This window comes from Kitasatospora sp. NPDC093679, from assembly GCF_040683455.1.
Classification (GTDB): Bacteria; Actinomycetota; Actinomycetes; order Streptomycetales; family Streptomycetaceae; genus Kitasatospora; species Kitasatospora arboriphila.
The window spans coordinates 109,968-134,150 of record NZ_JBFBDW010000014.1 but is presented as its reverse complement, the minus strand read 5'-3'; the positions used below and the strand labels follow the sequence as shown (position 1 = coordinate 134,150).

Annotated in this window: 19 protein-coding genes; 13 read left to right on the top strand and 6 right to left on the bottom strand. The window is 71.9% G+C overall.

Annotated features, from left to right (window positions below):
- Positions 1-4 precede the first annotated feature (4 nt).
- On the bottom strand, positions 5-790 hold the full coding sequence (locus AB0O09_RS15080; RefSeq protein WP_363542088.1) for a maleylpyruvate isomerase family mycothiol-dependent enzyme: 786 nt from the start codon (positions 788-790) through the stop codon (positions 5-7).
- A 461-nt stretch (positions 791-1,251) separates the two neighbouring features.
- Between AB0O09_RS15080 and uvrA the strand changes: the two genes are divergently transcribed.
- From uvrA to AB0O09_RS15020, 12 genes are all read left to right on the top strand, one after another.
- Positions 1,252-4,236: an excinuclease ABC subunit UvrA gene (gene uvrA, locus AB0O09_RS15075; protein ID WP_363542087.1), complete on the top strand. Its 2,985-nt coding sequence runs from the start codon at positions 1,252-1,254 to the stop codon at positions 4,234-4,236.
- Between the two features lie 145 nt (positions 4,237-4,381).
- A complete protein-coding gene (locus AB0O09_RS15070; RefSeq protein WP_363542086.1) occupies positions 4,382-4,885 on the top strand; it encodes a Rieske (2Fe-2S) protein in 504 nt (167 codons plus the stop codon).
- Between the two features lie 67 nt (positions 4,886-4,952).
- Entirely contained in the window at positions 4,953-7,004 is a 2,052-nt protein-coding gene (uvrC, locus tag AB0O09_RS15065; protein WP_363542085.1) for an excinuclease ABC subunit UvrC, read from the top strand.
- A gap of 124 nt (positions 7,005-7,128) precedes the next feature.
- Positions 7,129-8,007, top strand: coding sequence for an RNase adapter RapZ (gene rapZ, locus AB0O09_RS15060; RefSeq protein ID WP_363542116.1), 879 nt, complete (start codon positions 7,129-7,131; stop codon positions 8,005-8,007).
- Between the two features lie 72 nt (positions 8,008-8,079).
- Positions 8,080-9,156: a uridine diphosphate-N-acetylglucosamine-binding protein YvcK gene (yvcK, locus tag AB0O09_RS15055; RefSeq protein WP_363542084.1), complete on the top strand. Its 1,077-nt coding sequence runs from the start codon at positions 8,080-8,082 to the stop codon at positions 9,154-9,156.
- The gene (gene whiA, locus AB0O09_RS15050; RefSeq protein ID WP_030266394.1) at positions 9,147-10,127 is read left to right on the top strand and encodes a DNA-binding protein WhiA; all 981 of its coding nucleotides are present in this window, start codon (positions 9,147-9,149) and stop codon (positions 10,125-10,127) included. The genes yvcK and whiA overlap by 10 nt, the downstream gene beginning before the upstream one ends.
- A 295-nt stretch (positions 10,128-10,422) precedes the next feature.
- The gene (gap, locus tag AB0O09_RS15045; protein WP_344626243.1) at positions 10,423-11,427 is read left to right on the top strand and encodes a type I glyceraldehyde-3-phosphate dehydrogenase; all 1,005 of its coding nucleotides are present in this window, start codon (positions 10,423-10,425) and stop codon (positions 11,425-11,427) included.
- A 157-nt stretch (positions 11,428-11,584) separates the two neighbouring features.
- A complete protein-coding gene (locus tag AB0O09_RS15040) occupies positions 11,585-12,790 on the top strand; it encodes a phosphoglycerate kinase (RefSeq protein ID WP_363542083.1) in 1,206 nt (401 codons plus the stop codon).
- Positions 12,791-12,795: 5 nt separating this feature from the next.
- On the top strand, positions 12,796-13,581 hold the full coding sequence (gene tpiA / locus AB0O09_RS15035; RefSeq protein WP_363542082.1) for a triose-phosphate isomerase: 786 nt from the start codon (positions 12,796-12,798) through the stop codon (positions 13,579-13,581).
- A gap of 88 nt (positions 13,582-13,669) precedes the next feature.
- Entirely contained in the window at positions 13,670-13,903 is a 234-nt protein-coding gene (gene secG / locus AB0O09_RS15030) for a preprotein translocase subunit SecG (protein WP_263103283.1), read from the top strand.
- A 197-nt stretch (positions 13,904-14,100) separates the two neighbouring features.
- Entirely contained in the window at positions 14,101-14,388 is a 288-nt protein-coding gene (locus AB0O09_RS15025) for an RNA polymerase-binding protein RbpA (protein ID WP_257019256.1), read from the top strand.
- A 91-nt stretch (positions 14,389-14,479) separates the two neighbouring features.
- Entirely contained in the window at positions 14,480-15,613 is a 1,134-nt protein-coding gene (locus AB0O09_RS15020; protein WP_363542081.1) for an acyltransferase, read from the top strand.
- Between the two features lie 85 nt (positions 15,614-15,698).
- Here AB0O09_RS15020 and pgl read toward each other — a convergent pair whose 3' ends face one another.
- From pgl to tkt, 5 genes are all read right to left on the bottom strand, one after another.
- The gene (gene pgl / locus AB0O09_RS15015; RefSeq protein ID WP_344626247.1) at positions 15,699-16,487 is read right to left on the bottom strand and encodes a 6-phosphogluconolactonase; all 789 of its coding nucleotides are present in this window, start codon (positions 16,485-16,487) and stop codon (positions 15,699-15,701) included.
- Complete coding sequence (gene opcA, locus AB0O09_RS15010) at positions 16,484-17,605, bottom strand: glucose-6-phosphate dehydrogenase assembly protein OpcA (protein WP_363542079.1); 1,122 nt, start codon at positions 17,603-17,605, stop codon at positions 16,484-16,486. The genes pgl and opcA overlap by 4 nt, the downstream gene beginning before the upstream one ends.
- Positions 17,602-19,125 carry a glucose-6-phosphate dehydrogenase gene (gene zwf / locus AB0O09_RS15005; protein WP_363542115.1) on the bottom strand — a complete coding sequence of 508 codons (1,524 nt, stop codon included), beginning with the start codon at positions 19,123-19,125 and terminating at the stop codon, positions 17,602-17,604. The genes opcA and zwf overlap by 4 nt, the downstream gene beginning before the upstream one ends.
- A gap of 105 nt (positions 19,126-19,230) precedes the next feature.
- Positions 19,231-20,370: a transaldolase gene (gene tal, locus AB0O09_RS15000; RefSeq protein ID WP_363542077.1), complete on the bottom strand. Its 1,140-nt coding sequence runs from the start codon at positions 20,368-20,370 to the stop codon at positions 19,231-19,233.
- 97 nt (positions 20,371-20,467) lie between these two features.
- Complete coding sequence (tkt, locus tag AB0O09_RS14995) at positions 20,468-22,567, bottom strand: transketolase (protein WP_363542075.1); 2,100 nt, start codon at positions 22,565-22,567, stop codon at positions 20,468-20,470.
- 455 nt (positions 22,568-23,022) lie between these two features.
- On the opposite strand from tkt, the gene AB0O09_RS14990 reads away from it, so the two are divergent.
- The gene (locus AB0O09_RS14990) at positions 23,023-23,964 is read left to right on the top strand and encodes a heme o synthase (protein ID WP_344626251.1); all 942 of its coding nucleotides are present in this window, start codon (positions 23,023-23,025) and stop codon (positions 23,962-23,964) included.
- Positions 23,965-24,183: the final 219 nt, after the last annotated feature.

Below are 24,183 nucleotides of genomic sequence, written 5' to 3'. Positions count from 1 at the left end.
CTGTTCAGTTCAGCGGCGGAAGCTGCGGCAGCACGGTCCGCGGGTCGGGCAGCAGCACACCGGCCCGGTGCACCTGCAGGCCGTCGCCGTCGGAGCGGCCGGAGAGCCAGGCGGTGAGCGCCCGGACGGGACCCTCCACGGCCAGCTCGGGGCCGGCCGGCTCGCCGATCCTGGCGCGGGCCCCGGTGTCCTCGGCGGTCAGCGCGACGCCGGGCAGCCCCTCGGCGCCGTCCAGCCGGGCGGCGAGGCGGGCCAGCTCGGCCGAGGCGAAGGACTCCGGCCAGTGCGCGGGGGTGTACCCGGCGTCCAGGTCGACGTGGTGGTACTCGACCTCCATCAGCCGCTTCCAGGGCACGTCGTACGCGGGGAAGACGTAGCCGGTGCGGTGCCGCAGCGGCACCGTCCAGGCGGTGTCCGGCAGGCTCCCGGCGGCCGCGGCCAGCCGCTCGGAGCTCCGCCGCAGGTCGGCCAGCTGCTCGTCGAGCGGGCGGCCGGCGCCGTCCCGGATGCCCTGCTCGCGCGCCTCCGGGCTCGCGTACTGGGGGACGTCGACGCCGGTGCGGGCGGTCTCCAGCAGGTTCACCAGGGAGTCGGCGTTGCGCGAGAGGTGGGCCAGCACGTGGCCGCGGGTCCAGCCGGGCAGTGCGGAGGGGCCGCCGAGGGCGTCCGGACCGAGGTCGGCGACGGTGCGCAGCAGGTGGCCGGTGCCCTCGGCGACGGCCTTGAGGTTCTCGGCGGCCCTGGCCGCGGCCTCCTCGGGCGGGATGCCGGCGGATGCGGGGTCGGTCATGGCGGTCTCCCGGGTGGTGCCGTGGTGCGTCCGGCGTTTCCCCTCGGGGCCGCCGGTCGTTGTCACGGCGACGCTACCGCCCGTCGACCGCGCCGAGCTGGGGCTTTCCCCGCCTTGATGATCAACGTGCCGAGGTCGCATCACTCATTCGGGTGGTCTCCACTGGACAAGGTCGATATTCGAACGCCTGCGCTATAGGCTGGCTGTCCCGAGTCGGAAGAAATCGCCCGTCCAGCTGGTTGCCTTCCCTGGGGCATGCTCGCGGCCGCCACCGGTGCGGCCGCTGCCGCCAGGGCCGGGCCGCGGTGGGATCCGAGGACGCGCCGACCGCCCGCACGCATGCCCAGAAGCACCCCGAAGCACTCCAGAACCACTCCGGAGCGCTCCAGAACCCCTCTGAAGCGCTCCGAAGCCCTCAAGCCCCCGAAGCCCCACCTCCCCGGAGAAAGGCGCCAGAAGCAGTGGCCGACCGCCTGATCGTCCGCGGTGCTCGCGAGCACAACCTCAAGAACGTCTCGCTCGACCTGCCCCGCGACTCCCTCATCGTCTTCACCGGCCTCTCCGGGTCCGGCAAGTCCTCGCTGGCCTTCGACACGATCTTCGCCGAGGGCCAGCGCCGCTACGTCGAGTCGCTGTCCTCCTACGCCCGGCAGTTCCTCGGCCAGATGGACAAGCCGGACGTGGACTTCATCGAGGGCCTGTCGCCCGCGGTCTCGATCGACCAGAAGTCCACCAGCCGCAACCCGCGGTCCACGGTCGGCACCATCACCGAGGTCTACGACTACCTCCGCCTGCTGTTCGCCCGGATCGGCAAGCCGCACTGCCCGCACTGCTCGCGGCCGATCGCCCGGCAGTCGCCGCAGGCCATCGTCGACCGGGTGCTGGAGCTCACCGAGGGCACCCGCTTCCAGGTGCTCAGCCCCGTGGTGCGCGAGCGCAAGGGCGAGTTCGCCGACCTCTTCGCCGACCTGCAGTCCAAGGGCTACGCCCGGGCCCGGGTGGACGGCGCGACCGTCCAGCTCACCGAGCCGCCGGTGCTCAAGAAGCAGGAGAAGCACACCATCGAGGTGGTCGTCGACCGCCTGACGGTCAAGGAGAGCGCCAAGCGCCGGCTGACCGACTCGGTCGAGACGGCGCTCAAGCTCTCCGGCGGCATGGTGGTGCTCGACTTCGTCGACCTCGCGGAGGACGACCCGGAGCGCGAGCGGATGTACTCCGAGCACCTCTACTGCCCGTACGACGACGTCTCCTTCGAGGAGCTGGAGCCGCGCTCCTTCTCCTTCAACTCGCCGTTCGGCGCCTGCCCGGAGTGCTCCGGCCTCGGCAACCGGATGGAGGTCGACCCGGAGCTGGTGATCCCGGACGAGGAGAAGTCGCTCGACGAGGGCGCCATCCACCCGTGGTCCCAGGGCCACACCAAGGAGTACTTCCAGCGCCTGATCGACGCGCTCGCCGGCGAGCTCGGCTTCCGCACCGACATCCCCTGGGCCGGGCTGCCCGCCCGCGCCCGCAAGGCCCTGCTGTACGGCCACCGCACCCAGGTCGAGGTCAAGTACCGCAACCGGTACGGCCGCGACCGCTCGTACACCACGTCCTTCGAGGGCGCGGTGCCGTTCGTGCAGCGCCGCCACTCCGAGGCCGAGAGCGACTCCAGCCGCGAGCGCTTCGAGGGCTACATGCGCGAGGTGCACTGCCCCGCCTGCAACGGCACCCGGCTCAAGCCGGTGGTGCTCGCCGTGACGATCCAGGACAGGTCGATCGCCGACGTCTCGGCGATGTCGATCAGCGACTGCGCCGAGTTCCTCGGCGCGATGAAGCTGACCGCCCGCGACAAGAAGATCGCCGAGCGGGTCCTCAAGGAGGTCAACGAGCGGCTGCGCTTCCTGGTCGACGTCGGCCTGGACTACCTCTCGCTCAACCGCGCCGCGGGCACCCTCTCCGGCGGCGAGGCCCAGCGCATCCGGCTCGCCACCCAGATCGGCTCCGGCCTGGTCGGCGTGCTCTACGTCCTCGACGAGCCGTCCATCGGCCTGCACCAGCGGGACAACCACCGGCTGATCGAGACTCTGGTGCGGCTGCGCGACATCGGCAACACCCTGATCGTCGTCGAGCACGACGAGGACACCATCAAGACGGCCGACTGGGTCGTCGACATCGGCCCCGGCGCCGGCGAGCACGGCGGCAAGGTCGTGCACTCCGGCTCGCTGAAGGAGCTGCTGGCCAACGACGAGTCGCTGACCGGCCAGTACCTCTCCGGCCGGCGCTCCATCCCGACCCCGGCCGTCCGCCGCCCGCGGGACAAGAAGCGCCAGTTGATCGTGCACGGCGCCCGCGAGCACAACCTGCAGGACGTCACCGTCGGCTTCCCGCTCGGCACCTTCACCGCGGTCACCGGCGTCTCCGGCTCCGGCAAGTCCACCCTGGTCAACGACATCCTCTACACCCACCTCGCGCGGGAGCTCAACGGCGCCCGCAGCGTGCCCGGCCGGCACACCCGGATCACCGGCACCGACCTGGTGGACAAGGTGGTGCACGTCGACCAGTCGCCGATCGGCCGCACCCCGCGGTCCAACCCGGCCACCTACACCGGGGTCTTCGACCACGTCCGCCGGCTCTTCGCGGAGACCCAGGAGGCCAAGGTCCGCGGCTACCTGCCCGGGCGGTTCTCCTTCAACGTCAAGGGCGGCCGCTGCGAGAACTGCTCCGGCGACGGCACCATCAAGATCGAGATGAACTTCCTGCCGGACGTCTACGTCCCGTGCGAGGTCTGCCACGGCGCCCGCTACAACCGGGAGACGCTGGAGGTCCACTACAAGGGCAGGTCCATCGCCGAGGTGCTGGACATGCCGATCGAGGAGGCGCTGGCCTTCTTCGAGGCCGTCCCGGCGATCGCCCGGCACCTGCGCACCCTCAACGACGTCGGCCTCGGCTACGTCCGGCTCGGCCAGTCCGCGCCGACCCTGTCCGGCGGCGAGGCCCAGCGCGTCAAGCTCGCCTCCGAGCTGCAGAAGCGCTCCACCGGCCGCACCGTGTACGTCCTCGACGAGCCGACCACCGGTCTGCACTTCGAGGACATCAGCAAGCTGATCAAGGTGCTGGAGGGCCTGGTCGACAAGGGCAACACGGTGATCGTCATCGAGCACAACCTCGACGTGATCAAGACCGCCGACTGGATCGTCGACATGGGCCCGGAGGGCGGCAACGGCGGCGGCACGGTCGTCGCCGAGGGCACCCCCGAGGAGATCGCCGCGATCACCGCCAGCCACACCGGCAAGTTCCTGCGGGACATCCTCGCCGGGGTCTCCGACGCGGCCGTTCCCGCCGCCCGCCGCGGCGGCAGCCGCAGCACGGCGGCCAAGGCCGCGGGCAGCACCGCCGGGGCCGCGGGCGCCGCCGCCAAGTCCGGCACCGGCACCGCCCGCAAGCGGGCCGCCGCCAAGAAGTAGCCGGGCACACGCTCACCGAACCTCCCCGGCCCGCTGCCGGCCGGGGAGGTGGTGTGTCAGTACCTCTCGGCCGGGCGGGAACGCCCAGGTACGGGGCATAGACTGCGGCCGGTCCGCCCGTACCCGCGTCCGAGGAGTCGCCCGCATGAACGAGCCCGTCGCCACCGCCTCCACCGCCGAGACCGACCGCGGCCCCGCCGCCTCCCGCCGCACCCTGCTGTGCGGCGCGGCCGCCGTGCTCGCCGCGGGCGGCGCCGTCGCGGTCACCGGCTGCTCGTCCTCGGGATCCTCCGGGTCCTCGGGCTCGTCCGGTTCGACGGGCGGCTCCGGCGGCACCCAGGCGCAGAACGCGGCCCCGGTCGACCTCGGCCCGGCCGCCGACATCCCGGTCGGCGGCGGCAAGGTCTTCCGCGAGCAGAAGATCGTGGTCACCCAGCCCGCCGCGGGCGAGTACAAGGCGTTCAGCGCCAAGTGCACCCACGCCGGCTGCATCGTCGACGAGGTCAAGGACAAGACGATCGACTGCCCCTGCCACGGCAGCCGCTTCTCGATCACCGACGGCGCCGTCGAGGGCGGCCCGGCCCCCAAGCCGCTGCCCTCCTACAAGGTGGCCGTCGTCAACAACAACGTCCAGGTCACACCCGCCTGATCGGTTCGCGGCCGCACCCCGGGAAACCGGCCACGGGCGGTCATCGGCAGTCGGTACGGTAGGGGGCATGGCAGACCCGTCCACCTACCGTCCGGCGCCCGGTGCGATCCCGCTCTCACCCGGGGTGTACCGGTTCCGCGACGAGCACGGCCGGGTCATCTACGTCGGCAAGGCCAAGAGCCTGCGTCCCCGGCTCTCCTCCTACTTCCAGGACCTCGCGGGCCTGCACCCGCGCACGGCCACCATGGTCACCACCGCCGCCTCGGTGGAGTGGACGGTGGTCGGCACCGAGGTCGAGGCGCTGCAGCTGGAGTACTCCTGGATCAAGGAGTTCGACCCCCGCTTCAACGTCAAGTACCGCGACGACAAGAGCTACCCCGAGCTCGCCGTCACCCTCAACGAGGAGTTCCCCCGCGTGCAGGTCATGCGGGGGGCGCACAAGAAGGGCGTGCGCTACTTCGGCCCGTACGGCCACGCCTGGGCGATCCGCGAGACCGTCGACCTGCTGCTCCGCGTCTTCCCCGTCCGCACCTGCTCCAACGGCGTCTTCAAGCGCGCGAGCCAGGTCGGCCGGCCCTGCCTGCTCGGCTACATCGGCAAGTGCGCCGCACCCTGCGTCGGCAAGGTATCCGCCGACGAGCACCGCGCCCTCGCCGAGGAGTTCTGCGACTTCATGGCCGGCCGCACCGGCGGTCACCTGCGCCGCCTGGAGCAGCAGATGCAGGAGGCCGCCGCCGCCATGGAGTACGAGAGGGCGGCCCGGCTCCGCGACGACATCGGCGCCCTCAAGCGCGCCATGGAGAAGAACGCGGTCGTCCTCGCCGACGGCACCGACGCCGACGTGCTCGCCCTCGCCGAGGACGAGCTGGAGGCCGCCGTCCAGATCTTCCACGTCCGCGGCGGCCGGGTCCGCGGCCAGCGCGGCTGGGTCACCGACCGGGTCGAGGACGTCGACACCGCCTCCCTGGTCGAGCACGCCCTGCAGCAGCTGTACGGCTCCGGCACCGAGAACGTGCCCCGCGAGGTGCTCGTCCCGGCGCTGCCCGAGCCGGCCGGGCCCGTCCGCGAGTGGCTCACCGGCCTGCGCGGCGCCCAGGTCGACCTCCGCGTCCCGCAGCGCGGTGACAAGAAGGACCTGATGGCGACGGTGCACCGGAACGCCCAGCAGGCGCTCGCACTGCACAAGACCAAGCGCGCCTCCGACCTCACCACCCGCAGCCGCGCCCTCCAGGAGATCGCCGACGCGCTGGAGCTCGACTCCGTGCCGCTGCGCATCGAGTGCTTCGACATCTCCCACCTGCAGGGCGAGGACGTGGTCGCCTCGATGGTCGTCTTCGAGGACGGCCTGGCCCGCAAGAGCGAGTACCGGCGCTTCCAGATCAAGGGCTTCGCCGGGCAGGACGACGTCCGCTCGATGCACGAGGTGATCGGCCGGCGCTTCCGCCGCTACCTCCAGGAGCGCGAGCGGACCGGCGAGTGGGCCGTCCCCGAGGACACCGGCGCCGACGAGGCACCCGACGGCGCCCCCGGGCCCGGCGGGGACGCCACCGGCCCGGTCGACCCGGAGACCGGCCGCCCCCGCCGCTTCGCCTACCCGCCGCAGCTGCTGGTCGTCGACGGCGGTCAGCCGCAGGTCGCCGCCGCCCGCCGGGCCCTCGACGAGCTCGGCATCGACGACGTCGCCCTCTGCGGCCTCGCCAAGCGGCTGGAGGAGGTCTGGCTGCCCGGCCAGGACGACCCGGTCGTGCTGCCGCGCACCAGCGAGGGCCTCTACCTGCTGCAGCGGGTGCGCGACGAGGCGCACCGCTTCGCCATCGCCTACCAGCGGTCCAAGCGCTCCAAGCGCCTCACCACCGGCGGACTGGACGCGGTGCCCGGGCTCGGCGAGACCCGCCGCCAGGCACTGCTCAAGCACTTCGGCTCCCTCAAACGGCTGCGGTCCGCCACCGTGGACGAGTTGTGCGAGGTGCCCGGGATCGGCCGCCGCACCGCGGAGACCGTTGCGGCCGCGTTGGCCTCCCGGCCACCTGCCGTCCTCGCGGTGAACACCGCCACCGGCGAGATCATTGACGACAGCGCCGACCCCGCAGGGGCCGGCGCGCCCCGGGAGACGCCATGACGGCCGATGACGCCCGTCGCCGCGCTGTCCCCGGCACCGCCCCTGCCGGTGGTGCCGGGAAGCACCGCCGGGTCCGGGGCGTTCTTCCGAAGCGAATCACCGAGAGCGGGGAACCGAAGTGAACGTGTCCGACGTGGGCGACAACGCACCGGAGCTGGTGATCATCTCCGGCATGTCCGGCGCCGGCCGGAGCACCGCGGCCAAGTGCCTGGAGGACCTGGGCTGGTTCGTGGTGGACAACCTGCCGCCCGCGCTGATCCCCACCATGGTGGACCTCGGCGCCCGCTCGCAGGGCTCCGTGCCCCGGATCGGCGCCGTCGTCGACGTCCGCGGCCGCAGCTTCTTCGACGACCTGCTCACCTCGCTGGAGGAGCTGGAGAAGCGCGGCGTGCGGCTGCGCGTCGTCTTCCTGGACTCCTCGGACGAGGCGCTGGTGCGCCGCTTCGAGTCCGTCCGCCGTCCGCACCCGCTGCAGGGCGACGGCCGGATCGTCGACGGCATCGCCCAGGAGCGCGAGCTGCTGCGCGACCTGCGCGGCGAGGCGGACCTGGTGATCGACACCTCCAACCTCAACGTCCACCAGCTGCGCGCCAAGCTCGACGCCCAGTTCGCCGACAACGACGAGCCCGAGCTGCGCGCCACCGTGATGTCCTTCGGCTTCAAGTACGGCCTGCCGGTCGACGCCGACCTGGTGGTGGACTGCCGCTTCCTGCCGAACCCGCACTGGGTGCCGGAGCTGCGGGCCCACACCGGTACGGACAGCGACGTCGCCGACTACGTGTTCAAGCAGCCCGGTGCCCAGGAGTTCCTGGACGGTTACGCGGAGTTGCTGAGGATCGTGACCGAAGGGTATCGCCGGGAAGGCAAGCGCTACATGACTCTTGCCGTAGGCTGCACCGGTGGCAAGCACCGCAGCGTCGCCATGTCCGAGCGGCTGACCAGGCGTCTGATCGCGGACGGCGTCGAAACGGTGCTCGTCCACCGCGACATGGGCCGGGAGTGACCGGCCGGGGCTGACCCCGGCCGGACGTTCCGGTCCGCCCAAGGGAGCACGAGACAGGAACATGGGGTCGGTGTGACGGGATACTCGCCAGCACGGCAGTTCCAGCAGAGGTCTGGCGAGCGAGCCCCGGCCGGAAGCAGTCCGGCTGCCCAGAAGTCGCGCCCCGGTGCACCCAGGATCACCGCGCTCGGCGGCGGCCAGGGGCTGTCCGCCTCGCTCTCCGCGCTGCGCCGGCTGACCAACGAGCTCACCGCCGTGGTCACCGTCGCCGACGACGGCGGCTCCAGCGGGCGGCTGCGCGCCGAGCTCGGCGTGCTGCCGCCGGGCGACCTGCGCAAGGCGCTCGCCGCGCTCTGCGGCGACGACGACTGGGGCCGCACCTGGTCCGAGGTCCTCCAGCAGCGCTTCACCGGCGACGGCGACCTCGGCGGCCACGCCGTCGGCAACCTGCTGATCGTCGCCCTGTGGGAGAAGCTCGGCGACCCGGTCGAGGCGCTCAACTGGGTGGGCCGGCTGCTCAACGTGCAGGGCCGGGTGCTGCCGATGTCGGCCGTCCCGCTGGAGATCGAGGCCGAGGTCCGCGGGCACGACCCGGCCCGTCCGTACGAGCTCAGCGCCGTCCGCGGCCAGGCCAGCGTCGCCGTGACCCCCGGCACCGTGCAGTCGGTGCGGCTGCTGCCGGAGGAGCCGCCCGCCGTGCCGGAGGCCGTGGAGGCCGTGCTGGAGGCGGACTGGGTGGTGCTCGGCCCCGGCTCCTGGTTCACCAGCGTGCTGCCGCACCTGCTGGTGCCCGAGCTCGCCAAGGCGCTGGTCGAGACCCGCGCGCGCCGGCTGCTCACCCTGAACCTCGCCCCCCAGCCCGGGGAGACCGAGGGCTTCAGCCCGCAGCGGCACCTCGACGTGATCGCCGACCACGCGCCGGACCTCGAGGTCGACGCCGTGCTGGTCGACGAGCGGGCGGTCACCGGCGGGGCGTTCGGCCTCGCCGACCTGGCCGGGCTGGAGAAGGCCGCCGAGCGGATGGGCGCGGCCCTGGTGCTCGGGCGGGTCGCCCGGGCGGACGGGACCCCGCGACACGACCCGGAGCTCCTGGCGGCTGCGTACGACCGGATTTTCCGGACACATGGAAGGATCGGCCCATGGCGATGACTCCTGCGGTGAAGGACGAAATCTCCCGGCTCCCGGTCACCCGGGCCTGCTGCCGGAAGGCCGAGGTCTCGGCGATCCTGCGGTTCGCGGGCGGCCTGCACATCGTGAGCGGCCGGATCGTGATCGAGGCGGAGCTGGACACGGCCATCGCGGCCCGGCGCCTGCGCAAGGACCTGCTGGAGATCTTCGGACACTCCTCGGACCTGGTCGTGATGGCCCCCGGCGGGCTGCGCCGCGGCAGCCGGTACGTGGTCCGGGTGGTCAAGGACGGCGAGCTGCTCGCCCGGCAGACCGGCCTGGTGGACGGGCGCGGGCGGCCGATCCGCGGCCTGCCGCCGGCCGTGGTGTCCGGTGCGACCTGCGACGCCGAGGCCGCCTGGCGCGGCGCCTTCCTGGCGCACGGCTCGCTCACCGAGCCCGGCCGCTCCTCCTCGCTGGAGATCACCTGCCCCGGCTCCGAGGCGGCGCTCGCCCTGGTCGGCGCGGCGCGCCGGCTCGGCATCCCGGCCAAGGCCCGCGAGGTCCGCGGCGTCGACCGGGTGGTCATCCGGGACGGTGACGCGATCGGTGCGCTGTTGACCCGGCTGGGGGCGCACGAGGCGGTGCTCGCCTGGGAGGAGCGCCGGATGCGGCGCGAGGTGCGCGCCACCGCGAACCGGCTCGCGAACTTCGACGACGCCAACCTGCGCCGCTCGGCGCGCGCGGCGGTCGCGGCGGGCGCGCGCGTGCAGCGCGCGCTGGAGATCCTGGGCGACGAGGTGCCCGAGCACCTGGCCGCCGCCGGCCAGCTGCGGATGCAGCACAAGCAGGCCTCGCTGGAGGAGCTCGGTGCGCTCGCCGACCCGCCGCTGACGAAGGACGCGGTGGCCGGCAGGATCCGCCGCCTGCTGGCGATGGCCGACAAGCGCGCCGCGGAGCTCGGGCTGCCGAGCACCGAGGCCAACCTCACCGACGAGATGGCGCTCAGCTGACAATCCATGTTTCGCCATTCGGACACATAAAGGGGCGCGGGGAACGGCGCGAATCGGCTGGTGCGCAGTTGCGCCTTCCGATTCGCGCCGTTCCCCGCGCCCCTTTATGCACGCCCGCCACAGGAGTTACTCGCGGGTAATCCGATGGGCGGTCCGCGCTGTGCCTGGCCGCCCCCGGGCGGAGAGGCGATGTGCCCAGCGGAGCCGCGGGGAGGTAGGGTCATGGGTGGTCGGGGACATCCCATTTCAACCCCCGTCGGAATTCAGTCCGGCGTACCTAAGAGGAGATCGGTTCGTGACGATCCGGGTAGGCATCAACGGATTCGGCCGCATCGGCCGCAACTTCTTCCGTGCGGTTCAGGCTCAGGGCGCGGACATCGAGATCGTCGGTGTCAACGACCTGACCGACACGAAGACCCTCGCGCACCTGCTCAAGTACGACTCGATCCTCGGCACCCTGCAGTCCGAGGTCTCCCACACCGCCGACAGCATCACCGTGGACGGCAAGACCTTCAAGGTCGTCGCCGAGCGCGACCCCGCGAACCTCCCCTGGGGCGAGCTGGGCGTCGACATCGTCATCGAGTCCACCGGTATCTTCACCAAGGCCGAGCTTGCAAAGAAGCACGTCACGGCCGGCGCGAAGAAGGTCATCATCTCGGCACCCGCGACGGACGAAGACGTCACCATCGTCATGGGTGTCAACGACGACAAGTACGACCCGGCGAACCACACCGTCATCTCGAACGCCTCCTGCACCACCAACTGCGTCGCCCCCCTGGCGAAGGTGCTGAACGAGAACTTCGGGATCGTCAAGGGTCTGATGACCACCGTCCACGCGTTCACCAACGACCAGGTCACGCTGGACTTCCCGCACAAGGACCTGCGCCGTGCCCGTGCCGCGTCGCTGAACATCATCCCGACCTCGACGGGTGCCGCGAAGGCCACCGCCCTGGTCCTGCCCGAGCTCAAGGGCAAGCTCGACGGCACCTCGCTGCGCGTCCCGGTGCCGACCGGCTCGATCACCGACCTGGTCGTGACCCTGGAGCGCGAGGTCACCGTGGAGGAGGTCAACGCGGCCTTCCAGAAGGCGGCCGAGGGCGACCTCAAGGGCATCCTGCAGTACACCGAGGACCCGATCGTCTCCTCCGACATCGTGAACTCGCCGTTCTCCACGATCTTCGACTCCCTGATGACCATGGCCCAGGGCAACCAGGTCAAGGTCTTCGGCTGGTACGACAACGAGTGGGGCTACTCGAACCGTCTCGTCAACCTGACCACGCTCGTCGGCGGCCAGCTCTGACCCCTGCGCGGGAGCTGACGTGACGTGAGGTGCGGGGCCCGGAAGGCTGACGCCGTCCGGGCCCCCGCTTCGCGTCTCCACCCTCGCCCGTCGTGTTATCTGGTGGCCCGCCGCCGTGCCGCCGACACGCACCACCTTCCTCGGGAGACCCAAGACCGTGAAGACGATCGAAGACCTCCAGGTCGCCGGCAAGCGGGTGTTCGTCCGCGCCGACCTGAACGTGCCGCTGTCCGGCGGGACCATCACCGACGACGGCCGGATCCGCGCCGTCGCGCCGACCATCGCCAAGCTGGTGCAGGCCGGCGCCAAGGTGGTCGTCGCCTCGCACCTGGGCCGCCCGAAGGGCGAGCCCGACCCGCAGTACTCCCTCGCGCCGGTGGCCGTCCGCCTCGGCGAGATCCTCGGCGTCCCGGTGTCCTTCGCCACCGACACCGTGGGCGAGAGCGCGAAGGCCACCGTCGCCGCCCTGGCCGACGGCGAGGTCACGCTGCTGGAGAACCTGCGCTTCAACGCGGGCGAGACCGCCAAGGACGACGCCGAGCGCGGCGCGTTCGCCGACGAGCTGGCCGGCCTGGCCGACGTGTACGTGGGCGACGGCTTCGGCGCGGTGCACCGCAAGCACGCCTCGGTGTACGACCTGCCGGCCCGCCTGCCGCACGCGGTCGGCGACCTGATCGCCACCGAGGTGGGGGTGCTGAAGCGCCTCACCGACGAGGTGGCCCGCCCGTACGTGGTGGTGCTCGGCGGTTCGAAGGTCTCCGACAAGGTCGGCGTGATCGAGAACCTGCTCGGCAAGGCCGACAAGATCCTCATCGGCGGCGGCATGATGTACACCTTCATCGCGGCCCAGGGCCACGGCGTCGGTGCCTCGCTGCTGCAGGAGGACCAGATCCCGGTCGTCCAGGACTACCTGAAGCGCGGCGCCGAGCAGGGCGTGGAGTTCGTGATCCCGGTGGACACCGCGGTGTCCGGTTCGTTCCCGGACGTCAAGGGCGGGGCCCCGGTGGAGGACTTCGCGGTGGTCGACGCGGACGCCATCCCGGACGGCGCGCTCGGCCTGGACATCGGCCCGCGGACGGCGCAGCTGTTCGCGGAGAAGATCGCCGACGCGAAGACCGTGTTCTGGAACGGCCCGATGGGCGTGTTCGAGCACCCGGCGTTCGCCGAGGGCACCCGGGTCGTGGCCCAGGGCCTGATCGACTCCGACGCGTTCACCGTGGTCGGCGGCGGCGACTCCGCCGCGGCCGTCCGCACCCTGGGCTTCGACGAGACGAAGTTCGGGCACATCTCGACCGGCGGTGGCGCAAGCCTCGAGTACCTGGAGGGCAAGACCCTCCCCGGTCTCGCCGCCCTGGAAGGCTGAGGAAGATGACTGAGCGCCTCCCGCTGATGGCGGGCAACTGGAAGATGAACCTCAACCACCTCGAGGCCATCCAGCACACCCAGAAGCTGGCCTTCGCGCTGGCCGACAAGGACTACGAGGCCGTCGAGGTCGCCGTGCTGACCCCGTTCACCGACCTGCGGTCGGTGCAGACGCTGGTCGACGGCGACAAGCTGAAGATCAAGTACGGCTCGCAGGACATCTCGCAGCACGACTCCGGTGCCTACACCGGTGAGATCTCCGGGCCGATGCTGGCCAAGCTGAAGGTCACCTACGCGGTGATCGGCCACTCGGAGCGCCGCCAGTACCACGGCGAGGACGAGGAGATCGTCAACGCCAAGGTGAAGGCCGCCTACCGCAGCGGGATCACCCCGATCCTGTGCATCGGCGAGCCGCTGGACGTCCGCAAGGCGGGCACCCACGTCGAGCACACCCTGGCGCAGCTGGACGGCGCCCTGGAGGGCGTGCCGGCCTCGGACGCGGAGACGGTCGTCGTCGCGTACGAGCCGGTCTGGGCGATCGGGACCGGCGAGGTGGCGACCCCGGAGGACGCCCAGGAGGTCTGCGGTGCGATCCGCGCCCGCCTGGCCGAGCTGTACGACGCCGAGCTGGCCGGCAAGGTCCGCATCCTGTACGGCGGTTCGGTGAAGTCCTCCAGCGCGGCCGGCCTGATGGCCAAGCCGGACATCGACGGCGGTCTGATCGGCGGTGCCTCGCTGGACGCCGAGGAGTTCGTCAAGATCGTGCGCTACCGCGAGCAGGCAGTAGGCTAACGCCGCCGCAGCAACGTAGGCTTTGGGGCCGGACCGCTTCCACGCGGCCCGGCCCCTTCGCCGAAGATACGAGAGAGTTGGTCCCGCCGTGGTTCTCGGGTTCTCGATTGCCCTGATCATCTTCAGCCTGCTGATGATCCTCCTGGTGCTGCTGCACAAGGGGAAGGGCGGCGGCCTGTCCGACATGTTCGGCGGTGGCGCGATGTCCACCGGCGGCGGCTCCGCGGTGGCCGAGCGGAACCTCGACCGCATCACGATCCTGGTGGGCATCGCCTGGTTCGCCTGCATCGTGGTGCTGAGCCTGCTGCTCAAGTACAAGTAGCCGACGTCCCGTCCGCCCCCCGCGGGCCGGTCGCAGCCCGGTTCGGCAGGCGGTGGTGGCAGAGCTTTAACTCCCGCTTACACTAGGACGACTTCGCCACCGTCCGCACAGCCGCGGCCGGGCGGCACCAGCACGCAGGGAGTCCAACCGTGGCAAGTGGCAACGCCATCCGAGGAAGCAGAGTCGGCGCAGGCCCCATGGGCGAGGCGGAGCGCGGCGAGTCCGCCCCCCGTAACCGGATCTCCTTCTGGTGCGCGAACAAGCACGAGACGCGCCCCAGTTTCGCCGCCGAGGCGGCGATCCCGGAGACCTGGGACTGCCCGCGCTGCGGGTTCCCGGCAGGCCAGGACGAGCACAACCCCCCGGCCCCGGCCCGCAACGAGCCGTACAAGACCCACCTCGCGTACGTGCGCGAGCGCCGCACCGACGCCGACGGCGAGGCGATCCTCGCCGAGGCGCTGGCCAAGCTCCGCGGCGAGATCTGAGGGAGCGACACGAAGGGCGCCGCCGGTGACGGCGGCGCCCTTCGGGCTGTTCCGAGCGAGCCGTCCCCGTACCACCGACTGGAGTGACCCCGTGCGCAAGCTGACCCACGCCGAGTTCCTGGGGATGCGCAGGTTCGACGCGCTCGACGGTCTGCGCGCCTTCGCCGCGGTGATCGTGGTGTTCTTCCACTTCGCCGGGCCGCGCGCGGCGTTCCTCTCCGGCTGGATCGGAGTGCACGTCTTCTTCGTGGTGTCCGGCTTCCTGATCACCACGCTGATGCTCCGCGAACGGGACCGGACCGGCCGGATATCCCTGCGCGACTTCTACCTGCGCCGGATCTTCCGCATCATGCCCCTCTACTACGTGGTGCTGGCGGCGACCGCGGTCACCCAGTACCACAACGGCCAGGGCTGGAAGCTGCTCCGCGGCCACCTGACGCACTACGCGACCTTCCTCAACGAGTACGACCTGGCCGCCGACACGCCGTTCTTCCACTCCTGGACGATCGGCATCGAGCAGAAGTTCTACCTGGTCTGGCCGCTGGCGCTGATCCTGGCCGGCGCGGTCGCGCTCCGGCTGCGGATCCCGGTGGCGCTGCTCGGCATCGCGGTGCTGCTGGTGCCGTTCTCGGCGGCGTGGGAGTCGCTGGCCGTCCACTACACGGTGCTGATGACCGGCGCGCTGCTGGCCCTCGTCCTGCACAGCCGCCGCGGGTTCGCCCTGCTCGCCCCGCTGACCCATCCGGTGGCCGGGGCGGTGGTGGGCGCCGCGTTCCTGGTGCTGCACCTGTCGGTGCCCCGGCTCACCGCGGCCCTGCACGGCGAGCGCCACGCCGTCGTGGTCTACGGCGTGGGCGTGGCGCTGCTGTTGCCCTCGCTGCTCGGCCCGGGAGCCGGGCGCTGGCTGCTCTCCCGCCGTCCGCTGGTCTTCGTCGGCGAGCGCTCGTACGGCCTCTACCTGGTGCAGGCGGTGGCCGCGTCCGCGGTCTTCGGCATGGCACCGAAGCTGCACCACGGCTCGCCGGCCGCGGGCGTCGCGGTGGCGGTCGTCGCGTTGTTCGCGGCGGACGTGCTGTACCACCGGGTCGAGCAGCCGATGATCGTCCTCGGCCGGAAGCTGATCAAGCGGCTGGACGCCCGCGGTGCCGCGGGCGGGCCGACCCCGCCCGCGCCGGAGGCCGGCCCGGCCGCCGAGGAGCGGGCGCCCGCCCCGGCCGCCGCCTGACGCCGGCCGCCGCCCGACCCCGTACGCACGTGCGCCCCGCCGGACAGGACGTCCGGCGGGGCGCAGGCGTGTGCCGCAGGCTCGGTCAGGCCGAGGCGGGCGGGTACAGCTGGGGCGGCAGCTCGGCCGCCGCGGAGCGGTCGAGCAGCCAGAGGGTCCGGGCGGTGCCGTACGCGCCGGAGGCGGGCGCCTGGAGCTCCCCGGGGCCGCGCAGGGCGAGGGAGACCGCCCCCGCCTTGTCCTCGCCGGCGGCGAGCAGCCAGACCTCGCGCGCCGCCCGGATCGCCGGGAGGGTGAGCGAGATCCGGGTGGGCGGCGGCTTCGGCGCCCCGCGGACGCCGATCACGGTCAGCTCCTTCTCCCGGACACCGGGGTGTTCCGGGAAGAGCGAGGCGACGTGGGTGTCCGGGCCGACGCCGAGCAGCAGCACGTCGAAGGCCGGCACCCCGGCGTGCTCGCCGGGCCCGGCGGCCCGGGCGAGCTCCTCGGCGTACCGGGCGGCGGCCGCCTCGACGTCCGAGCCGTCCGGGCCGTCCGAGGCCGGCATCTCGTGCACCCGGGCCGGGTCCAGCGGGACGCCGTCGAGCAGTTCGGCACGGGCCTGGACGGCGTTGCGGTCCGGGTCGCCGGCGGGGACGAAGCGCTCGTCGCCCCACCAGAGGTCGAGCCGCGCCCAGTCGACCGCGTCGCGTGCCGGGGAGGCGGCGATCGCGGCCAGCAGGGCGTTGCCGTTCCGCCCGCCCGTCAGCACCACCGAGGCGGTACCGCGGGCGGACTGGGCGTCCACGATGCGGGTGATCAGCCGGGCCGCCGCGGCCTGCGCCATCAGCTCCTTGTCCCGGTGCACCACCAGCTGCGGGGTCGCCGCCGTCACGAGGTGCTCCGCTTGCGCGGGGCGGCCTTCTTGGCGGACGGCTTCTTCGGCGTCGGCTCGGCGTCCGTGGGCTCGGGACCGGCCGGCTCCGCTGCCGCCGGCTCGGCGTCCGGCAGCTTCGCGGTGACCCGGGCCGGCGCCGCGGCCTCGGCCGGGACGGCCTCGGACGACGGCGCGGGCTCCGCGGGCAGCTTCTCGCGCAGCCGGTCCACCGGAGTGCGGACGGCCGCCGCGTAGATGTCGTCCGGGTCGAGCCGGCGCAGCTCCTCCGCGATGAGCTCGGCGGTGTCGCGGCGCTTGAGCGCGACCATCCGGTCCGGCGAGCCGGGCATGGACAGCGTGCCCATCAGGCCGTCGGGACGGTCCAGGACGATCTCGCCGTCCTGGGTGCGCAGCCGGACGGCGGTGATGCCGGGGCCGCCGGTGACGATCCGCTCGACCGGCACCCGCAGCCGGTTGGTCATCCACAGGCCGAGCAGCTCGACGCTGGGGTTGTACGACTCGCCCTCGACGACCGCGCCGGTGATCGTGGCGGGATGCTGGTCGAGCGCGGCGGCCAGCATGGAGCGCCAGCCGGTGATGCGGGTCCAGGCGAGGTCGGTGTCGCCGGGGGTGTAGCTGGCCGCCCGCTGGGCGAGCTGGCCGACCGGGGACTCGGCGGTGACCGCGTCGGTGATCCGGCGCTGGGCGAGCGCGCCGAGCGGGTCGTTCGCCGGGTGCAGCGGGGCGTTGTCCGGCCACCAGACGACGACCGGGGCGTCCGGCAGCAGCAGCGGCAGGACGACGGACTGGGCGTGCGCGGCGAGCTCGCCGTGCATGCGCAGGACGACCGTCTCGCCGGAGCCCGCGTCGCTGCCGACCAGGATCTCGGCGTCGAGGCGGGTCTCGGCCCGGGCGCGCGGCGAGCGCCCGGCCCGCTTGATGACCGCCAGGGTGCGCGAGGGGTGCTCGCGGGAGGCGTCGTTGGCGGCCTTGAGGGCGTCGTAGGCGCTGCCCTCGTCGGTCACGATCACCAGGGTCAGGACCATGCCGGCCGCGGTGGAGCCGCTGGCCCGGCGGGCGTCCATCAGCGCCGCGTTGATCCTACCGGAGGTGGTGTGGGTCAGGTCGATCTTCATGGCCGGCGCCAGCTCCTGCCGTCTCGTGCGAGCATCTCGTCGGCCTCGATCGGGCCCCAGGTCCCGGCCGCGTACTGCGCGGGCTTGCCGTGGGCGTCCCAGTACTGCTCGATCGGGTCGAGGATCTGCCAGGAGAGCTCGACCTCCTGGTGCCGCGGAAAGAGGTTGGCGTCGCCGAGCAGCACGTCGAGGATCAGGCGCTCGTACGCCTCCGGGCTGGACTCGGTGAAGGACTCGCCGTAGGCGAAGTCCATCGTGACGTCGCGGACCTCCAGCGCGGTGCCGGGCACCTTGGAGCCGAACCGCACGGTGACGCCCTCGTCCGGCTGCACCCGGATGACCAGGGCGTTCTGCCCCAGCTCCTCGGTGGCGTAGGAGTCGAACGGCAGGTACGGGGCCCGCTGGAAGACGACCGCGATCTCGGTCACCCGGCGGCCGAGGCGCTTGCCCGTCCGCAGGTAGAACGGGACGCTGGCCCAGCGCCGGTTGTTGATCTCCAGCTTGATCGCCGCGTAGGTGTCGGTCTTGGACTCGGGGTTGATGCCGTCCTCGTCCAGGTAGCCGACGACCTCCTCGCCGCCCTGCCAGCCGGACGCGTACTGGCCGCGCACGGTGTGCTTGCCGAGGTCGGCGGGGAGCTTCACGGCGCTGAGCACCTTGAGCTTCTCGGCGACCAGGGCCTTGGGGTGGAAGGACGCGGGCTCCTCGATGGCGGTGAGCGCCATCAGCTGGAGCAGGTGGTTCTGGATGACGTCGCGGGCCGAGCCGATGCCGTCGTAGTAGCCGGCGCGGCCGCCGATGCCGATGTCCTCGGCCATGGTGATCTGCACGTGGTCGACGTACGACCGGTTCCAGATCGGCTCGAACATCTGGTTGGCGAAGCGGAGCGCCAGGATGTTCTGGACGGTCTCCTTGCCCAGGTAGTGGTCGATCCGGAAGACCTCGTCCCGGGGGAAGACCTCGTGGACGATCCGGTTCAGCTCCTGGGCGCTCTCCAGGTCGTGGCCGAACGGCTTCTCGATCACCGCGCGGCGCCAGGAGCCCTTCGGCGGGTCGGTCAGACCGTGCTTCTTGAGCTGCTGGACGACGGTGGGGAAGAACTTCGGCGGCACCGACAGGTAGAAGGCGAAGTTGCCGCCCGTGCCCTGGGCCCGGTCGAGGTCCTCGATGGTCTTCCGCAGGGTGTCGAAGGCCTCGTCGTCGCCGAAGTCGCCCTGGACGAACCGCATGCCCTTGGCGAGCTGCTGCCAGACCTCCTCGCGGAACTGCGTGCGCGCGTGCTCCTTGACCGCGTCGTGCACCTCCCGCGCGAAGTCCTCGTCCTCCCACTCGCGGCGGGCGAAGCCGACGAGCGAGAAGCCCGGCGGCAGCAGTCCGCGGTTGGCGAGGTCGTAGACGGCCGGCATGAGCTTCTTGCGCGACAGGTCGCCGGTGACGCCGAAGATCACCAGGCCGGACGGCCCGGCGATCCTCGGCAGCCGGCGGTCCGCCGGATCGCGCAGCGGGTTGGAGGGCAGCAGGGGGTCACCCTGCCCGACCTCGGCCCCCTCGACATCGGGAAAAGCAGGGGTGTTGCTCACTGGTGTTGGCTCCGCTCTCCGTGCGCTTGGTCGTGAGCAGTCGTGTCAGTTCTGGTCGCCGTGTGCGGCGAGCGAGGCCGCGACCGTGTCCAGCAGTTCCTTCCAGGAGGCCTCGAACTTCTCGACGCCCTCGTCCTCCAGCAGCTGGACGACGTCGTCGTAGTCGACGCCGGCCGCGGCGACGGCGTCCATCACGGACTTGGCGTCGCCGTAGTTCGGGGTGATGGCGTCGCCGGTGACCACGCCGTGGTCGTCGGTGGCGTTGAGGGTGGCCTCCGGCATGGTGTTGACGGTGCCGGGGGCGGCCAGCTCGGTCACGTAGAGGGTGTCCGGCAGGTTCGGGTCCTTGACGCCGGTGGACGCCCAGAGCGGGCGCTGCGGCTTGGCGCCGACGGCCTCCAGGGCCTTCCAGCGGTCCGAGTCGTCGCGCTTGGCGTCGACCGGGCCGAAGACCTCCTCGTACGCCTGGTAGGCGAGGCGGGCGTTGGCCACGCCGGCCTTGGAGCGCAGCTCCTTGGCGTCGCCGCCGATCTTGTCGAGGCGCTTGTCGATCTCGGTGTCCACGCGGGAGACGAAGAAGGAGGCGACCGACTCGATCTGCGAGAGGTCGAGGCCGGCGGCCTTGGCCTTCTCCAGGCCGGACAGGTAGGCGTCCATCACGGCGCGGTACCGCTCGAGCGAGAAGATCAGCGTGACGTTGACGCTGATGCCCTTGGCGATGACCTCGGTGATGGCGGGCAGGCCGGCCTCGGTGGCGGGGATCTTGATGAACACGTTCGGGCGGTCCACCAGCCACCACAGCTGCTTGGCCTCGGCGATCGTGGCGGCGGTCTCGTGCGCCAGGCGCGGGTCGACCTCGATGGAGACCCGGCCGTCGCGGCCGTTCGAGGCGTCGTAGACCGGGCGCAGCACGTCGGCCGCGTCGCGGACGTCCGAGGTGGTGATCATGCGGACGGCCTCGTCCACGGTCACCTTGCGGACGGCCAGGTCGTTCAGCTGGCCGTCGTAGGCCGCGCTGCCGCCGCCGATGGCCTTCTGGAAGATGGTCGGGTTGGTGGTCACGCCGACGACGTGCTTCTCCTGCACCAGCTCGGCCAGGTTGCCGCTGTTGAGCCGCTCGCGGCTGAGGTCGTCCAGCCAGATCGCCACGCCTTCGTCGCTGAGGCGCTTCAGAGCGTCAGTCATGGTGCTACATCCTCTGTGTTTCGTACGTCTGCTGTGGGGTCGTCAGACAGGCCGGGTACCCGATGTGCGGTCGGACACCCGGCCTGGAGCGAAACTGCTAGCGGGAGACGGCCTCGACCGTGCGGAGCGAGGCGCGGGCGGCGTTGGCCACGGCGTCGGCGGTCAGGCCGAACTCCTGGAACAGCACCTTGTAGTCGGCGGAGGCACCGAAGTGCTCCAGGCTGATGATCCGGCCGGCGTCGCCGACCAGCTCGCGCCAGCCCTGGGCGATGCCCGCCTCGACCGAGACCCGGGCACGGACGTTCGGCGGCAGCACGCTGTCGCGGTACGCCTGGTCCTGCTCGTTGAACCACTCGATCGACGGCATCGAGACGACGCGGGTCGGGATGCCGTCCGCCTCCAGGGCCTCGCGGGCCTGGACGGCCAGCTGCACCTCGGAGCCGGTGCCGATCAGGATGACCTTCGGCGAGGCGCCCTCGGCCTCGGCCAGCACGTAGCCGCCCTTGGCCGCGCCCTCGGCGGAGCCGAACACCTCGCGGTCGTAGGTGGGCACGCCCTGGCGGGTGAGCGCCAGGCCGACCGGGCCGGGGTGGCTGGTCTGCCGCTCCAGGATCGTGCGCCAGACGACGGCGGTCTCGTTGGCGTCGCCGGGGCGGACGACCGCGAGGCCGGGGATGGCGCGCAGCGCGGCCAGGTGCTCGACCGGCTGGTGGGTCGGGCCGTCCTCGCCGAGGCCGATGGAGTCGTGCGTCCACACGTAGGTGACGGGCAGCTTCATCAGCGCGGCGAGGCGCACCGCCGGGCGCATGTAGTCGGAGAACACCAGGAAGGTGCCGCCGTAGATGCGGGTGCGGCCGTGCAGCGCGATGCCGTTCATGATCGCGCCCATGGCGTGCTCGCGGATGCCGAAGTGGATCGTCCGGCCGTACGGCGAGGCGGTCTTCAGCGGGTTGCTCGCCGGGAGGAAGGAGGACTCCTCGTCGATGGTGGTGAGGTTGGACTCGGCGAGGTCCGCCGAACCGCCCCACAGCTCGGGGACGTGCTTGCCGACCGCCTTGAGGGTGTCGCCGGAGGCCTTGCGGGTGGCGACGTCCTTGCCGGCCGGGAAGACCGGGAGGGCCTTCTCCCAGCCGTCGGGCAGCTCGCCGATCTGGATCCGGTCGAACTCGGCGGCGCGCTCCGGGTTGGCCGCGCGCCACGCGTGGAAGGAGGCCTCCCACTCGGCACGGGCGGCCTTGCCGCGGTGCACCACCTTGCGGGCGTGCTCGATGACCTGCTCGGTGACCTCGAAGGTCTTCTCCGGCGAGAAGCCGAGCACCTTCTTGGTGGCGGCGATCTCGGCGTCGCCGAGCGCGGAGCCGTGCGCCTTGGCGGTGTCCTGGGCGTTCGGGGCCGGCCAGGCGATGATGGTGCGCATCGCGATGATCGACGGGCGCTCGGTCTCGGCCTTGGCGGCGGCCAGCGCGGTGGCCAGCGCGTGCACGTCGACGTCGCCGTCGGACTTCGGCGTGATCCGCTGGACGTGCCAGCCGTACGCCTCGTAGCGGGCGAGGACGTCCTCGGAGAAGGCCGTCTCGGTGTCGCCCTCGATGGAGATGTGGTTGTCGTCGTAGAGCGCGACGAGGTTGCCCAGCTTCTGGTGGCCGGCCAGCGAGGACGCCTCCGCGGAGATGCCCTCCTCCAGGTCGCCGTCGGAGACGATGGCCCAGATGGTGTGGTCGAAGGGGGACTCGCCCTCCGCGGCCTCGGGGTCGAACAGGCCGCGCTCGTAGCGGGCGGCCATCGCCATGCCCACCGCGTTGGCGACGCCCTGGCCGAGCGGACCGGTGGTCGTCTCGACGCCCGCGGTGTGGCCGTGCTCGGGGTGGCCCGGGGTGCGGCTGCCCGCGACCCGGAAGGCCTTCAGGTCGTCCAGGGACAGACCGTAGCCCGAGAGGTAGAGCTGGGTGTAGAGAGTCAGCGACGTGTGCCCGGGGGAGAGGACGAAGCGGTCGCGGCCGACCCAGGCGGGGTCGGTCGGGTCGTGCCGCAGGAAGCGCTGGAAGATCACGTATGCAGCCGGGGCCAGCGACATCGCGGTGCCGGGATGCCCGTTGCCCACCTTCTGCACGGCATCCATCGCGAGGACGCGGGCCGTGTCGACGGTCCGCTGGTCCAGTTCGGTCCATTCGAATGCGTTCGTCGGCGTGGTGCTCACCCTGTCTCAGGGCTCCTTCCTGGTGGTGAAGAGTGACCCCGTGAAGGGGACCGGTCGGCCACGTCGCTGTGGTCCTGACGTTCGCTGGTGCCGGTCACGGAGGGTTGATCCCGCTTCTCTGTGCGAGCCTACCGCTCACAAGGGGCCTCACCTTGCGTGCCGGGGCAACCGGGGTGGCGCTATCGGCATTCCCGAAGGGCTTCGCGGGCTCTGTCCTACCCTCACCCGGACGCGAACGGTCCGCTCGTCCGAGGGGCAAGACGGGCGGGCCGCGCCCGTCCGGTGCGAGCTGCGGCGATTCACCCGCGGGTGTGCGGCTCCGGCTCGCCGGGGCACCCCGGGGCGGGACGGGACATATGGAGCGTCTAAGGTGGCGTGGTACGCGCAGCGCGGACGCACCGGAGCCCACGGGCCCAGAGGACGCCTGTGGAAGTTCATCGTGAGTTGGGGTGTTCGTGACCGCCGTCGAATCCCGCCCCGCCGGGGCGGTCGGGGCGACGCCTGCGCACCGGCCGTTCGGGGCCCGTGTCGGCGCATTCGTCGCACTGACCAAGCCGCGGATCATCGAGCTGCTGCTGATCACCACCGTCCCGGTGATGTTCCTGGCGCAGCACGGTGTACCCGACCCGTGGCTGGTCGTCAAGGTCGTGGTCGGCGGCTACCTCTCCGCGGGTGGCGCCAACGCCCTCAACATGTACATCGACCGCGACATCGACGCGGTGATGTCCCGCACCGAGCGGCGGCCGATCGTCACCGGCATGGTGTCCCCGCGCGAGGCGCTGGTCTTCGGCATCGCGCTGGCGATCGGCTCGACCCTCTGGCTGGGCCTGCTGGTCAACGCGCTCTCCTCGGCGCTGGCGCTGGCCGCGCTGCTGTTCTACGTCTTCGTCTACACCCTCGGCCTGAAGCGCCGCACGGCCCAGAACATCGTCTGGGGCGGCATCGCCGGCTGCATGCCGGTGTTCGTCGGCTGGGCGGCGGTGACGAACTCGCTCTCGTGGTCCGCGCTGGTGCTCTTCCTGGTGATCTTCTTCTGGACGCCGCCGCACTACTGGCCGCTGTCGATGAAGGTCCGCGAGGACTACGCCAAGGCCGGCGTGCCGATGCTCCCCGTCATCAAGGGCAACCTGGCCGTCGCCCGGCAGATCGTCGCCTACTCCTGGGTGATGGTCGCCGTCTCGCTGGCCCTGTGGCCGCTCGGCCACACCAGCTGGCTGTACCCGGTCTCCGCGGTGCTGCTCGGCGGGTTCTGGCTGAAGGAGGCGCACGGCCTGCACGCCCGCGCCAAGGCCGGGGTCGTCGGCGCCAAGCTCAAGGAGATGCGCCTCTTCCACTGGTCCATCACCTACCTGACCCTGCTCTTCGTGGTCATCGCGGTGGACCCGTTCGTCAAGTGACGGCGAGCGCCTGACACCGACCGGAGCCCCGGGGCCTGCGCCCCGGGGCTCCGTCGTTCCCGTCGCTTCCCGTCGCGCTCGTGCGGCTAGGCCGTTTCTTTCGGATCTTGCCGGATCAGCGCGCGGCGTTGGGCGCCCGGCTGGGTGTGCCGGCGGATCGGCCTCGTACTGGACCGTACTTGGACGATTCGCCGGTGCGTCCAGGTTGGGGGTACCTCC